Source organism: Rhodovulum sp. FJ3 (assembly GCF_032918305.1).
Taxonomy (GTDB): Bacteria; Pseudomonadota; Alphaproteobacteria; order Rhodobacterales; family Rhodobacteraceae; genus SAT37.
The window spans coordinates 38,050-51,169 of the sequence record NZ_JAWJUU010000006.1; the positions used below are offsets into that span (position 1 = coordinate 38,050).

At 61.0% G+C, this 13,120-nt stretch carries 14 protein-coding genes; 4 read left to right on the forward strand and 10 right to left on the reverse strand.

Annotation, left to right across the window (positions count from 1 at the left end):
• The first annotated feature begins 38 nt into the window (after positions 1–38).
• The gene (hemE, locus tag R1W00_RS15135) at positions 39–1,070 is read left to right on the forward strand and encodes a uroporphyrinogen decarboxylase (RefSeq protein ID WP_317263605.1); all 1,032 of its coding nucleotides are present in this window, start codon (positions 39–41) and stop codon (positions 1,068–1,070) included.
• Positions 1,071–1,087: 17 nt separating this feature from the next.
• On the opposite strand, the gene R1W00_RS15140 is transcribed toward hemE, so the two are convergent.
• Both R1W00_RS15140 and hemF read right to left on the reverse strand, forming a co-directional pair.
• Positions 1,088–1,636 (reverse strand): rRNA large subunit pseudouridine synthase E, encoded by a 549-nt coding sequence (locus tag R1W00_RS15140; protein WP_317263606.1) that lies wholly within the window; start codon positions 1,634–1,636, stop codon positions 1,088–1,090.
• A 73-nt stretch (positions 1,637–1,709) separates the two neighbouring features.
• Complete coding sequence (gene hemF, locus R1W00_RS15145; RefSeq protein ID WP_317263607.1) at positions 1,710–2,600, reverse strand: oxygen-dependent coproporphyrinogen oxidase; 891 nt, start codon at positions 2,598–2,600, stop codon at positions 1,710–1,712.
• 103 nt (positions 2,601–2,703) lie between these two features.
• On the opposite strand from hemF, the gene R1W00_RS15150 reads away from it, so the two are divergent.
• Positions 2,704–3,087, forward strand: coding sequence for a hypothetical protein (locus tag R1W00_RS15150; protein WP_317263608.1), 384 nt, complete (start codon positions 2,704–2,706; stop codon positions 3,085–3,087).
• Between the two features lie 3 nt (positions 3,088–3,090).
• Here R1W00_RS15150 and R1W00_RS15155 read toward each other — a convergent pair whose 3' ends face one another.
• From R1W00_RS15155 to clpS, 3 genes are read right to left on the reverse strand one after another with little or no spacing between them, the layout of a single operon-like run.
• Positions 3,091–3,900, reverse strand: a complete 810-nt coding sequence (locus R1W00_RS15155) for an SDR family oxidoreductase (protein WP_317263609.1) — start codon at positions 3,898–3,900, stop codon at positions 3,091–3,093.
• A 22-nt stretch (positions 3,901–3,922) separates the two neighbouring features.
• Positions 3,923–4,936, reverse strand: coding sequence for a class I SAM-dependent methyltransferase (locus tag R1W00_RS15160; RefSeq protein ID WP_317263610.1), 1,014 nt, complete (start codon positions 4,934–4,936; stop codon positions 3,923–3,925).
• Between the two features lie 15 nt (positions 4,937–4,951).
• On the reverse strand, positions 4,952–5,272 hold the full coding sequence (gene clpS, locus R1W00_RS15165; protein ID WP_317263611.1) for an ATP-dependent Clp protease adapter ClpS: 321 nt from the start codon (positions 5,270–5,272) through the stop codon (positions 4,952–4,954).
• Positions 5,273–5,406: 134 nt separating this feature from the next.
• On the opposite strand from clpS, the gene R1W00_RS15170 reads away from it, so the two are divergent.
• Positions 5,407–6,108 carry an HAD family hydrolase gene (locus R1W00_RS15170; protein ID WP_317263612.1) on the forward strand — a complete coding sequence of 234 codons (702 nt, stop codon included), beginning with the start codon at positions 5,407–5,409 and terminating at the stop codon, positions 6,106–6,108.
• Positions 6,109–6,356: 248 nt separating this feature from the next.
• Positions 6,357–7,796 (forward strand): D-alanyl-D-alanine carboxypeptidase family protein, encoded by a 1,440-nt coding sequence (locus R1W00_RS15175; RefSeq protein WP_317263613.1) that lies wholly within the window; start codon positions 6,357–6,359, stop codon positions 7,794–7,796.
• A gap of 6 nt (positions 7,797–7,802) precedes the next feature.
• On the opposite strand, the gene ccoS is transcribed toward R1W00_RS15175, so the two are convergent.
• From ccoS to R1W00_RS15200, 5 genes are all read right to left on the reverse strand, one after another.
• Positions 7,803–7,961 (reverse strand): cbb3-type cytochrome oxidase assembly protein CcoS, encoded by a 159-nt coding sequence (ccoS, locus tag R1W00_RS15180; protein ID WP_317263614.1) that lies wholly within the window; start codon positions 7,959–7,961, stop codon positions 7,803–7,805.
• Between the two features lie 10 nt (positions 7,962–7,971).
• Complete coding sequence (locus tag R1W00_RS15185) at positions 7,972–10,161, reverse strand: heavy metal translocating P-type ATPase (RefSeq protein ID WP_317263615.1); 2,190 nt, start codon at positions 10,159–10,161, stop codon at positions 7,972–7,974.
• Between the two features lie 5 nt (positions 10,162–10,166).
• Complete coding sequence (locus R1W00_RS15190) at positions 10,167–10,625, reverse strand: FixH family protein (RefSeq protein WP_317263616.1); 459 nt, start codon at positions 10,623–10,625, stop codon at positions 10,167–10,169.
• Between the two features lie 2 nt (positions 10,626–10,627).
• A complete protein-coding gene (gene ccoG, locus R1W00_RS15195) occupies positions 10,628–12,058 on the reverse strand; it encodes a cytochrome c oxidase accessory protein CcoG (protein ID WP_317263617.1) in 1,431 nt (476 codons plus the stop codon).
• 98 nt (positions 12,059–12,156) lie between these two features.
• The gene (locus R1W00_RS15200) at positions 12,157–13,059 is read right to left on the reverse strand and encodes a LysR family transcriptional regulator (RefSeq protein WP_317263618.1); all 903 of its coding nucleotides are present in this window, start codon (positions 13,057–13,059) and stop codon (positions 12,157–12,159) included.
• Between the last annotated feature and the right edge of the window lie 61 nt (positions 13,060–13,120).

A 13,120-nucleotide genomic window follows, 5' to 3' on the forward strand; every position in this document is an offset into this window, starting at 1 on the left:
GGCGACCACACAGCAGATAAATTCCGAAGGGGGACGATATGGCCGAACAGAAAACCTTGCTGCGCGCTTTGGCGGGTGAAAAACTGGATACCCCGCCGGTATGGATGATGCGTCAGGCGGGGCGGTATCTGCCGGAATATCGGGCCACACGCGCACAGGCGGGTGATTTCCTGTCGCTATGCTATAACCCTGATTTAGCAGCCGAAGTCACCCTACAACCGATCCGCCGCTACGGGTTTGATGCGGCGATCTTGTTTGCCGATATTCTGTTGGTGCCTCAGGCGCTGGGGGCCGATCTGTGGTTCGTCACAGGCGAGGGTCCGCGCCTGTCCACCATCACCGATCAGGCCGGTTTCGACGCCCTGAAAGGCGTCGATGACATCCACGAAACCCTGTCCCCGATCTATGAAACCGTGAAAATCCTGTCGCGCGAATTGCCGCAGGAGACCACCCTGATCGGGTTCGCAGGCGCACCGTGGACCGTCGCCACCTATATGATCGCCGGTCGCGGCACCAAGGATCAGGGCCCTGCCCATGCGCTCAAGGACGAAAACCGCCCCGTGTTCGAGGCCCTTTTGGACCGGATCACGGCGGCCACCATCGAATACCTTGCCGCGCAAATCGACGCGGGCGCCGAAGTCGTGAAAATCTTCGACAGTTGGGCGGGCTCGCTCAAGGGCGACGATTTCACCAAATACGCGCTGGAACCCGCGAAACAGATCATTGCGGCCCTCAAGGCGCGCTATCCGCATATCCCCGTCATTGCCTTCCCGCGTGAAGCGGGCGATGGCTATATCGGCTTTGCCAAGGCGACCGGTGCGGATTGTGTCGCCATCGACAACTCGGTCGATTCCGACTGGGCTGCGGCCAATGTACAGGTCGACGGCTGTGTCCAAGGCAACCTTGCGCCCCACCACATGGTCACCGGCGGTCAGGACCTGATCGATGAGACGCGCCGTATCGTAAAGGCGTTCAAGAACGGGCCGCATATTTTCAACCTCGGCCATGGGATCACACCCGATGCCGATCCGGAAAACGTTCACGTGATGCTTGAGGCGATCCGGGGCTAAAGCGCGGCGCGGCGGACCTAACTGTCCGCCGCCCGCCACTCACCGTTGGCCAAACCATCAATTGACCAATTCCCGATGCGATAGCGGATCAGGCGTAGGGTCGGATGCCCTACGGCGGCTGTCATTCGCCGCACCTGACGGTTGCGCCCTTCGGTGATAGTCAGCTCTATCCAACAATCAGGCACGGATTTGCGATATCGCACCGGCGGGTTTCGGGCCCAGAGACCATCTGGCTCATCCATGCGGCGCACCTTGGCCAGGCGGGTCAACCCGTCCTTCAACTCAACCCCTTTGCGCAACGCCTCAAGCGCCGCGTCATCGGGAATACCCTCAACCTGCGCCCAATAAGTCTTGGGCGTTTTGTAGCGCGGGTTCGAAATCTTGGCCTGTAGCGGACCATTGTCGGTCAACAATAACAACCCCTCGCTGTCCCGATCCAACCGCCCTGCCGGATAGACCTTGGGAACATCGATATAGTCGGAAAGGGTCTGACGCTCAGACCCTTCGGTGCCGCGATCCGTGAACTGCGACAGGACATTGAACGGTTTGTTGAACAGGATCAGCATCTCACCGGCTCACCCGAAAAATCTTCGACGAAGATTTTTGCCCCGCGAATTTTCGTCGAAAATTCGCGCACCCTCAGACCCATTTTGCCAGTGGCGGCAGGCTCATCAAAACCGCATTGGCGTCGTGACCGGTTTCCAAGCCGAACTTGGTACCGCGGTCATAGACAAGGTTATATTCGGCATAGAGACCGCGGTGGACCAGTTGTTTGTCCTTGTCCGCCTCATCCCATGGCTGTTCCCGATGAAGATCCACCAGCGGCACGTAGGCGGGCAGGAACGCGCGTCCGACATCTTGGATAAAGGCGAAATCCGCCTCCCAATCACCCGTGTTATGATCGTCTAGAAAAATACCGCCGACACCCCGTGCGCGGCCACGATGAGGGACAAAAAAATACTCATCCGCCCACTCTTTGAACCGCGGGTAGTAGTCCGCATTGTGGCGATCACAGTGCTCTTTCTGAACCGCGTGGAAGGCCGCCGTGTCTTCCTCATACTCGATACAGGGGTTCAGGTCGGACCCACCCCCGAACCACCACGCGTTCGGGGTCCAGAACATCCGCGTGTTCATGTGAACCGCCGGACAATGCGGGTTTTGCATGTGCGCGACCAGAGAAATCCCCGACGCCCAGAACCGCGCGTCATTCTCCATTCCCGGCACACCGCGAGCGGCCATCGCTTTTTGCGCGCGGGGGCCCAGCGTGCCGAACACGGTGGACACGTTCACGCCGACCTTTTCGAACACGCGTCCGCCGCGCATTACGCTCATCAAACCGCCACCGGCGTCTGATCCGTCCTCGGAGGTGCGCTTGGTCGGGGTGACCTCAAACCGGCCTGCGGGTTGACCGGACAGGGGCCCGTCCACCTGACGGTCCTCCAGCCCCTCGAACGCCGCGACGATGTCATCCCGCAGCTGCCGGAACCAGTCGGATGCACGGGTTTTGCGGGTGTCGAAATCGTCGCTCATCTTGGTCTCCTTGGCGCTTTGACGATTGGTTATCAGTTTTGATCTATCGTCACCAGAGCCTGAAGGGGCTATGCTCTGCGTGTATTTGTCCGGTGGAGGTTTCATGCGGTTACCCATCCTTGCGCTCGTCCTTGCCCTGACGGGATGCACCAGCGCGCTGCAGAATTGCGAAACGGCGGCGCAGGCGGAATTCAACACGGTGTCGGCCCTGATCCTTGAGACCCGCCAGAACATTGAGCGCGGCTATGCGATCGAGCGCACATCGGACACCAGTATCGGCGTCCAATTCTGTATCGCGGACCAGATCGGCGGGAACTTTGGCGTCCAGTTCTGCAATGAAACCGTGGTTGAGGAAACCGAGACACTTATCCCGATCGACCCTGCGGCCGAGCAACGCAAACTGGCCACGCTAGAGGCGCGGCTGGACGTCCTGCGCCCTGTGATGGAACGGGAACTGGCCGCGTGCCGCGCGGAATTTGGAACCTAGGCCCTAGTGCGCGGGGGCGGCGACCGGATCGATTAGGGTCCGGCCACCGTCGACCGTCATGATCTGACCGGTGACAAAGCTGGACGCGTCCGAAGCAAGGAATTGCACGGCCTCGGCCACCTCACCCGGCTTGGCGATGCGCGACAGGGGCGTGTGGCATTTGATGTCCTTGCGGAAATCCGAGTTCTCTTTCAGCGCGTCCTTCAGGCTGGCCGACAGGACCGATCCGAACGCCACCGCATTCACGCGGATGCGGTGCGGCGCCAAAGCCACGGCCAAGGACCGTGTCATCTGATCCAGCGCGGCACAGGAAATCGAATAGCCCAGCAACTCAGGCTGGGCACGGCGCGCGGCGATGGAGGACAGGTTGACGATCGACCCGATATTGCCCTCTTCCTGTCCGTCGGCCTCGGCCTGTTTGATCATGCGGCGGGCGACATATTGGCTTAGGCGCAGACTGGTCAGCATGTTTTGCTGCATCAGGTCCATCACCGCATCATCCTCGGCGTTCAGGGGATCGGACGCCATGATCTGACGGCTGGCGTTGACCAGAATATCGACCCGTTCGAAGGCATCAATCGTGGCCGACAGCAGGTTCGCGATGGTCAATTTTTCGCGCAAATCACCGACGAAATAGCGCACGTTGCCCTCTTGGGCACCGGGATCACCCAGTTCATTGGCCAGCTTGCCTTCGTCCATGTCGGCAAAGACCACATTGGCGTCATGAGAGGCCAGATGGCGCGCGATGGCCAGACCGACCCCATTGGCGGCACCGGTGACAATCGCCGTTTTACCTGCAACCGAAAACGTCATGACCCAATCTCCTGGTTCAAATCTATCGCCCGCGCGCCGGCGGCTTGGTGCCTTTCAGGACGCGGCCGGCGTGCAAGACCTTAAATCCGCTGGTCCCGCCAATCTCTTCTACATCGCGGAACAGGTTTGTCAGGTCTTTTTCATAGGGCAAATGGCGGTTCGCCACCAAAAAGAGCTGACCTGTCGGCGTCAGGGCGCGCGCGGCGGCCTGTAAAAACGCGATACCGATGTCAGGGTCCCCCGCGCGGGACACGTGGAACGGCGGGTTCATGATGATCGTATCAAACCGCATTGGCGCGGTGTCACGGGCCACATCGAACCAGATAAAATCGGCGCGTGGATCGGTGACATTCACGCGCGCACAGCTCAGCGCGGCGTGCTCGGCCTCTAGCAGGAATAGACGCTCAATCTTGTCATTCTCGGCCAGAACATGGCGGGACAGATACCCCCATCCGGCGCCGAAATCGGCCACCGCGCCCTTTAGCCCGCGGGGCAGCGCGTCCAGCAATGCGGCCGAGCCTTTGTCGATCTTTTCGGCGGAAAACACGCCTGCGACGGTGGTGAACCCATCCGCGATTTCGCGCGGGGTCTGGTGCCAATCGGCGACGGCATCCGCCTCGCCGCGCACCACGAACACCTTGCCATGGGCCTTGGAAAAGGCGGGATCGGCGCTCAGATGTTTGCGGCAATCCTTGAGCAGGCTGTCGATCCCGTCGGTCTTGTGCCCGTCCACGATGACAGGGCCACCGTTGACGCGGCCAAGGGCATCGTGGATTAAATGGCGCGCCTCGGCCTTGGAGCGCGGCACGCAAATAAGTGCGGCATCGAACGCGCCCTCCGGTTCGGGCAGACAGGTGAACCCGCGCGCGGACAAGGCGTCGAAATCGGGTTTAAACCCCTGAAATACGGTGATTTCCCCATCCGAAAAGGCGGACAGATCGGTGGTCGAACGCGCACGATAGACCGCAATCCGCAGGCCAGACGTGACAGGGATCAGGCCCGCAGAGGCGGCCAGAGTGAGACGGCTATCAGACATAGGCGGGCGTGTGCCCTATTCCTTTTCCATGGTGCATTGCAGCGGATGTTGATGGCGACGCGCGAAGTCCATCACTTGGGCCACCTTGGTTTCGGCGACCTCGAACGAGAACACGCCGACAACCGCCAGCCCCTTTTTATGCACGGTCAGCATCAATTCAAATGCCTGACTGTGGCTGAGGCCAAAAAACCGCTCAAGCACATGCACAACAAATTCCATCGGCGTGTAATCGTCGTTCAGGATCATGACCTTATACATCGGCGGGCGCTGGGTTTTCGGACGTGTTTTGGTCGCGATCCCGCTTTCGCCGTCGGTCTGATCATCGTCGCCAGACATGATATGTTCGATGACAGTCACCAAAATGACGCCCCATGTGCTTGGAATTGTTGAGCTTGACGATCAGTATATAGGCGAAGCGTCGCCCGTGAAAAGGGTCGTATCATCACACAAACGCGTTGTTGAGGCCTCAAATGCACAAACTTCTTACGACTATTGGCTTTGATGCCGACGATACGCTTTGGCAGAACGAGCAGTTCTTTCGCCTGACCCAAGACAGATTCGCGGAATTGTTGGCCGATTATGTGGATGCCGACCACCTGTCCGAGCGTCTGTTGGCGGCCGAGAAACGCAACCTTGGGCATTACGGATTCGGGATCAAGGGGTTCACCCTGTCGATGATCGAAACCGCGCTGGATGTGACCGACCACAAGGTGCCCGGTGAGGTGATCCATGACATCCTGATGGCGGGGCGCGATATGCTGCGCCATCCGATTGAGCTGTTACCGGGGGTGCGGGAAACCATCGCCGAACTGGCCGCCGATTACCGGATTTTGCTGGTGACCAAGGGCGATTTGCTGGATCAGGAGCGCAAACTGGCCCAATCGGGGTTGGGCGAGATGTTCGACGGCGTGGAAATCGTGTCAGACAAGACCGCGCAGGTCTATCGCCGCATTTGGGACACCCACGCGGACGGGCCGGAACGGTCCATGATGGTCGGCAATTCGATGAAATCGGACGTGGTTCCGGCGATCGAGACCGGCGCATTCGGCGTCTACGTGCCGCATGAAGTGACGTGGGAATTGGAACACGCGCCTAAACCATTGGCACATCCCCGCTATCACGAGATCACAACCCTGTCCGAATTGCCCGCGCTGATCGCCGAGATCGGATAACATGTAGTGGACCTTGTCGCGGCACCCGCAACATATAGAAAACCCCCTACTTTTGAGTCCAAATACCTATAAAATAAAGTGTTTCCGGCCTCGCCCCCCTGTGCTAGTCTTGGCCTAATAATTACCGACCGGGAAAACTCGGCGGATTGAGGCAGTAAAAGGCAAGCGTTGTGCGCAACATTGGGCAGTGCGTCCGTCAGGGACTCATCCTTGCATTTGTGGGTTTATTTGCGGCACTTGTGCCGTTGATGGCCGTTTCCGCACCCTATGCGGCGATGGTGATCGACGCGCGCAGTGGCGAAATCCTGCATGCCGAAAACGCCGATTCCCGTTTGCACCCCGCCTCTCTGACCAAGATGATGACGCTCTACGTAGCGTTCGAGGCCATCGAGAACGGCGAAATCTCGCTGGATACCATGGTCACCATTTCGAAAAAGGCCGCCGCCGAGCCGCCGTCGAAACTGGGCATGCGTGCGGGGCAGAAAATCAAACTGCGTTATCTCCTGCGCGCTGCGGCGATCAAATCCGCCAACGATGCCGCCACTGCGATTGGCGAGGCGATTGAGGGTAGCGAAGCCGCCTTTGCCCGCCGCATGAACCGCACCGCCAAAGCCATGGGGATGAGCCGCACCACATTTAAGAACGCCCACGGCCTGACCGAGGCGGGGCACCTGTCCACGGCGCGCGACATGACCCTGCTGGGGCGGCACGTGTTTTATGACTATCCCGACTATTACAACCTGTTTTCGCGGATCACGGCGGATGCGGGCGGCAAGACCGTGGCGCATTCAAACCGTCGCTTCCTTGGCAGCTATAAGGGCGCGGACGGGATCAAAACCGGCTACACCCAAGCGGCGGGTTTCAACCTTGTGGCCTCGGCCGTCCGTGGAAACGAACGCATTATCACCACCGTCTTCGGTGGCCGCTCGACCACATCGCGCAACGCCAAAGTGGCCGAACTGATGGATCTCGGGTTCAAACGCGCGCCGTCGCGTGTGGCCGTCAACCGTCCTGCGCGTCCGCCCTATTTGGGCAAATCCGGTACGCCCGGCGGTGTTGGCAAAACCATCCGCGTGGCCTTTGGCATGAAAAAATCGCTGCTGCCGCGCCCGCGTCCGGGTGCCGATCCCGTGGCCGAGCCGCCCGCCGAACTGCTGTTGGCGATTCAGGACGGCATCCAAGAGGCCGTGACCGCCGCGAATGACGCGGCACCGCAAGACACACCCGAAGCCGTCGAAACGGCGGTTCAGCCTGACACCGTGATCGTCGCCCAGACCGACCCCGCCCTGCGTCCGCGCAAGCGGCCCGCCGCCCCTGCCCCCGTTGTGGTGGCCGAGGCCGAGGTCGCGCCGGACCTGACCCCGCCGGATCGCCCCGAGAACCTGACCCTTGCCGCACTGCCTGCGGGTGGCACAGAACAGGAAATCGTCACCCGCGCCTCGTCCTCGGGCGGGCGCCATTGGGGGATTAACGTCGGCAAATACGGGTCCCGCTATCAGGCCGAGCGCGTTCTGCTGCAAACCGCGCTGTCGGAAATCGGCACGCTGGACGGGGCACTGCGCAAGGTGCGTCAGTCCAACAAAGGGTTCGAGGCGAATTTCGTCGGGATGACCCAAGAAGAGGCCGCGCTGGCCTGTCGTCGGCTAGAGGCACGCGGCAAGGACTGCGCCCCCATCGGCCCGTCCTAAGCGACCTTAGGGACGCGGGTGGTCGTCCCAATCCCCTGTCAGAATGCGTTGGCTATCGCCCTCGGGATCGTCGTATTGGCGCGACCGCAGGGCCCAGAAAAATGCGGCCAGACCCAGCCCCCCAAGCAACAGGGAAATCGGGATCAGGTAGGCAAGCATTTCCATCGGCAGGGTCCTATTTGCGCAGACGCAGGGCGTTCAACGAGACCGTAATCGAACTCGCCGACATGGCCAAGGCCGCCGCCAAAGGCGTGGCAAAACCCACAATCGCGATCGGCACGGCGATAACGTTGTACAGAGACGCAATCGTGAAATTCTCGTGGATGCGTTTGGTCGCCTGTCGGGCGATGCCAATGGCCGCGCCCACGGGTTTCAGATCCCCGCCCAGCAGCACGATGTCCGATGCCACACGCGCCGCGTCCAGCGCGGATGCGGGAGAAATCGAGACATAGGCGGCGGTCAGGGCGGCGGTGTCGTTCAACCCGTCCCCGACCATCAGGACATGACGTCCCTGCTCGGTCAGGTCTTGCACCACGGCGGCCTTTTCGGCGGGCAGGACACCGGCGTGAAAATCATCAATCCCGACCCGCGCGGCCAGATCGGCCACCGGCGCGGCACCGTCACCGGACAACAGTTTCACGTCGATCCCGCGTGATTTCAGATCGGCCACCAGTTCCGCCGCCCCGTCGCGCAGGTGATCGGCAAAGGTGAATTCGACGGCGGGCGTCGCGCCCACGCGCATCCAGACAGCCATGGTCGCGCCTTGGCTTGCGCCGACCCATTCAGCGCGGCCAAAATGAACCATGTGCTTGTCCATGATCCCCTGAACGCCATATCCCGGCACCTCTTGGATGTCGCGCACGGCGGCGGGGGCGATGCCCATCGCGCGCACCTCTTTGGCGAATGCGCGGGCCAGCGGGTGGGATGAGCTATCGGCCAGAGCCAGACCAACGGCCAGTGTTTCGGCGTCAAAACCGGTCAGGTTGGTTGGCGTCGGCGCGCCCTTGGTCAGGGTGCCGGTTTTGTCGAACACGACCGTGTCGACCTCGGCCAGACGCTCCAACGCGGTGCCGTTTTTGATCAGCATCCCGTGTTTGAACAACCGCCCCGAGGCCGCCGTCGTCACCGCAGGAACGGCCAAACCTAACGCGCAGGGACAGGTGATGATAAGAACCGCCACGGCGATATTCATCGCCTGACGCATATCGCCCCATGTGTAGATCAGCCAGCCCACAAAGGCGAGCGCGGCAAGGATATGCACCCCCGGCGCATAGAGTTTCGCCGCGCGATCGGCGAGAGACGTGTATTTGTTCTTGGCACTTTCGGCGACGGCCACAAGATCAGCCATTTGATGCAGCGAGCTTTGCTCACCCGCCGCCGTGACGCGCACGTCCAAGGGACCGGTCAGGTTGACCTCGCCCGCAGAGACATCCCCGCCCACACCCGCGAACACCGGCAGCGTTTCACCGGTCAGCAGGGAGCGGTCAACTTCGCTCTGCCCCCGTACAATCACCCCATCGACGGGCACACGGCCACCGGGTTTGACGCGGACGATGTCGCCCACGACCAGTTCGGCAATCGCGACAGTTTCCTCGCCCGATGTCGTCACACGCAGGGCGCGCGGCACCTCAAGCGCGGCAAGCTCTTCTGCGGCGGACCGCGCCACGGCGCGGGTACGGAAATCCAGATACCGACCGGCCAGCAAAAAGAACGTCAGCGACACCGCCGCGTCGAAATAGGCGTGCTCACCCGATTGCAACGTCTCCAGAACCGAGGACACAAAGGCCAGCAGGATCGCCAAGGAAATCGGCACATCCATGTTCAACCGCCCAGCCCGCAACGCGGCATAGGCGTTTTTGAAAAACGGCTGACCGGAAAACGCGATGGTCGGCAGGGCGATCAGCGCAGAAATCCAGTGAAACAGATCCCGCGTCGCATCCGCCGCGCCCGACCATACGGCCACGGATAACAGCATGATGTTCATCATCGCGAAACCCGCCACGCCAAGGCGCATCAACAATTCGCGCCCTGCCTTTTCCGTCGCGGTGGTCGACAGGATGCTGGCGTCCAGTTCATGCGCCTCATAACCCAGACCGTCCAGCACACCGATCATATCGGCGGCAGTGACGCCCGGATTGGCGGCGATGCTGACGCGCTTCATCGTCAGGTTCACCCGCGCCGAATGGACCGCAGGATCGGCGTTCAGCCCCCGTTCAACCGTGGAAATACAGCCCGCACAGTGGATCGTCGGCAGGGCCAACAGGATCGTTGCCTCGGCGTCATCGGCCTTGGCCGCGATATCCTCGGCCATGGGCGCGACGGTGCAAGCAGGACAGGCAGACACACGGGCGGGACTGGCGGTCATTCGAATTACCCCCGAACGATCAGTTCAAGACGTTGCAAAAACGGCGTGCCGTCGGGCGCGGTGGCCTGAACCCGCATCATCCACTTGCCACGGCCCAGATCGGCATCTGCGCGGAATTCCCCGCCCGCCAGAACAAAAACCGGCGCGATGTCATCGCGGGCCTCGGTCGTGCGCCCGATCAGAACGTCGAGCGTTTCAGGCGCAACCGCGCGCCCGTCCTGATCCCGAAACACCAAGGTCACCGCGCCGTCGGCATAGGACGCCTCGGCCTGCCAGCCCAGCGCCAGTTGCGCGTCGCGCTTGGTGTTGAACTCTTGGCTGGCGACATAGGAGTTCTTGGTCTCGAGGCCCGGGAAAGTCCGGACCGCCTGAACCGCCATGAACACGTTGACGGCGATGATGACCGCAAAGGCACCGGCGGTGATAAAGAACACATGCCGCCCTGTCAGTTCACGTTCTGCCATGATCAGTTCTCCGTTCCATTGAATACGGTATCGGCAAAGGTGCGATCGCCGTTGGTGTTGTCCTCAACCCAAAAGCGGAATTCGGTGCGTTCCTCACGGGCGGCGTCCGATCCGGGGGCTGCAATAACATACACACGTTGCAGCAATTGGGTATCGGCAGGCACGGTCACGGTTTCATAGGGCGTGCCCTCAATCTGGACCCGCATGGCCGGATCACCCGAGATCGAAATGTGGAACGGGCGGTCCTCACCGTGCTTGTTGCGCAGGCGTACGTCATAGGTGTTGCGGATCGACCCGTCGGACAGCGTCACATAGGTCGGGTTACGGACCGGCGACACGGTCACGTCCAGATCGGGACGGATGAACAGGGCCACGACAAGGCCTACGCCAACCAAGCTCCACAATGTCGTGTAAAGGATCGTGCGCGGACGCAGGATGTGTTTGATGATCGGCTTGGGCTCTTGGCCCGCACGTTCGCGGGGTTCATCCGTCAGAGCCATGTAATCGATCAACCCGCGCGGCTTGCCGATTTTTTCCATCACATCGTCACAGGCGTCGATGCACAAGGCGCAGGTGATACAGGCCAATTGTTGACCGTCGCGGATGTCGATGCCCATCGGGCACACGTTCACACAGGCCATACAGTCGATACAATCGCCCAACTGGTCCGCGTTTTCGGCCTTGCGGTGTTTGCCGCGCGGCTCACCCCGCCAAGTGCGATAGCCAACGGTCAGGGTGTCCTCATCCATCATGGCGGCCTGAATACGCGGCCACGGGCACATGTAGATACAGACCTGTTCGCGCATGAACCCGCCAAACACAAAGGTCGTCATCGCCAGTACACCGATGGTCGTATAGGCCACGGGATGCGCGCTAAAGGTCAGCAGATCCACCAACAGCGTCGGCGCGTCGGTGAAATAGAACACCCATGCCCCGCCGGTCGCCACGGCAATCAGGAACCACAGCACCCATTTCGTCAGACGCAGGCGGATTTTCTTGACGTTCCATTTCTCACGCCACAGCTTGACCCGCTTGTTCCGGTCCCCTTCAACCCAGCGTTCAACAAGGATAAACAGGTCGGTCCAGACGGTTTGGGGGCAGGCATAGCCGCACCACACCCGCCCAAGCGCCGAGGTGAACAAAAACAACCCCAGCCCCGCCATGATCAACAAACCGGCCACGAAATAGAATTCATGCGGCCAAATTTCGATCCAGAAGAAGAAAAAGCGCCGGTTCGCCAGATCGACCAGAACTGCCTGATCGGGCAGTTTCGGCCCACGATCCCAACGGATCCACGGCGTCAGGTAATAAATGCCCAGCGTAAACGCCATCAGCCACCATTTCAGGTTTCTGAACTTGCCGCTGACACGACGCGGAAAGATGGGCTCACGCGCGGCGTATAGTTTTTCGGGGGTCTGATCGGTGGAACTCAAGGAATCAACTCCGGACAACCTTTTTCGGATTGTGGCCGTTTTTGCATTCCACGGGCGGCGCGGCCTTGACCTAGGTCAAAACCTACATCGGAAAGTCATCAAGTAACTGTGTCGATATCTTGGGGGTGTTGCGCCGCCTGTTTGCGCAGCCAGCTCACAAAGGCGCGCGCCGCTGGACGCAGGGCGCCCTCGCGGTAGACGATGAAATAACCCTTCATCCGTCGGTCTTCGTACAACAGTTGCAACCGCCCCGCCGTCAGATCGGGTTCGACAAAGGCCCGCGCGATAACCGCAATCCCCTGCCCGTTGCGCGCGGCGTCCAGCATCAGGTTTCCGGGCAGGTGCGTCAGACGCCTGGGCACCGCCACATCCACCCCGTGACGCGATAGGAACTGGGACGCCTCAGAGGTGCCAAGTTCCTGTAACCACGGGAAATCCACCAGATCGGCGGGCGCGTAGGCGTCGCGTTCCTCGACCACTCCCGGCGCGGCGACAATCGCAATGGGCGTTTCCACCAACAGTTCGGATTTCAACCCCACCCAGTCGCCCGTGCCGTGGCGGATGCCAACGTCGATACCGCCCGGCCTAAACTCTTTCAACTGCGGCGTCGGGTCCAGCATCAGGGACAGGCCCGGATGGCGGTTCTGGAAATCGGGCAGGCGTGGCATCAACCACGTCGCGGCAAAGGCGGGGGTTGCCGTGATCATCAACGGACGCGCCTCATCCTGACCGGTCAGGGCGGCCACCGTTCGCGCAATACCGCCAAGCCCTTCGGTCACCGCATCGGCCAGCATCTGACCATCAGGGGTCAGGGCCAAGCTGCGCCCGCTGCGGTCGATCAGGTTCAGCGACAGGTGATCCTCTAGCGCGCGCAACTGTTGGCTGATCGCGGCGTGGGAGACGTTCAACACCGCCCCTGCCCGCGCCGTGTCACCGGTTTGCGCCAAAGCCGCCAGCGCCCGCAGCGCCGTCAGAGGGGGAAGAACAGACCAATCAATCATGTAAGCACACCTTACAAGATAGAATTATTCCTGAATAGGAGATTCCCGCGTCATCCACTTA

Bases quoted from the DNA above. Each gene is read 5' to 3' on its own strand.
- R1W00_RS15190 (WP_317263616.1), bottom strand. From the start codon at position 10,625: ATGGCAGAACGTGAACTGACAGGGCGGCATGTGTTCTTTATCACCGCC.
- hemE (WP_317263605.1), top strand. From the start codon at position 39: ATGGCCGAACAGAAAACCTTGCTGCGCGCTTTGGCGGGTGAAAAACTG.
- R1W00_RS15140 (WP_317263606.1), bottom strand. From the start codon at position 1,636: ATGCTGATCCTGTTCAACAAACCGTTCAATGTCCTGTCGCAGTTCACG.
- ccoS (WP_317263614.1), bottom strand. From the start codon at position 7,961: ATGGAAATGCTTGCCTACCTGATCCCGATTTCCCTGTTGCTTGGGGGG.
- clpS (WP_317263611.1), bottom strand. From the start codon at position 5,272: ATGTCTGGCGACGATGATCAGACCGACGGCGAAAGCGGGATCGCGACC.
- hemF (WP_317263607.1), bottom strand. From the start codon at position 2,600: ATGAGCGACGATTTCGACACCCGCAAAACCCGTGCATCCGACTGGTTC.
- R1W00_RS15160 (WP_317263610.1), bottom strand. From the start codon at position 4,936: ATGTCTGATAGCCGTCTCACTCTGGCCGCCTCTGCGGGCCTGATCCCT.
- R1W00_RS15155 (WP_317263609.1), bottom strand. From the start codon at position 3,900: ATGACGTTTTCGGTTGCAGGTAAAACGGCGATTGTCACCGGTGCCGCC.
- R1W00_RS15185 (WP_317263615.1), bottom strand. From the start codon at position 10,161: ATGACCGCCAGTCCCGCCCGTGTGTCTGCCTGTCCTGCTTGCACCGTC.
- R1W00_RS15200 (WP_317263618.1), bottom strand. From the start codon at position 13,059: ATGATTGATTGGTCTGTTCTTCCCCCTCTGACGGCGCTGCGGGCGCTG.
- R1W00_RS15150 (WP_317263608.1), top strand. From the start codon at position 2,704: ATGCGGTTACCCATCCTTGCGCTCGTCCTTGCCCTGACGGGATGCACC.
- R1W00_RS15170 (WP_317263612.1), top strand. From the start codon at position 5,407: ATGCACAAACTTCTTACGACTATTGGCTTTGATGCCGACGATACGCTT.
- R1W00_RS15175 (WP_317263613.1), top strand. From the start codon at position 6,357: ATGGCCGTTTCCGCACCCTATGCGGCGATGGTGATCGACGCGCGCAGT.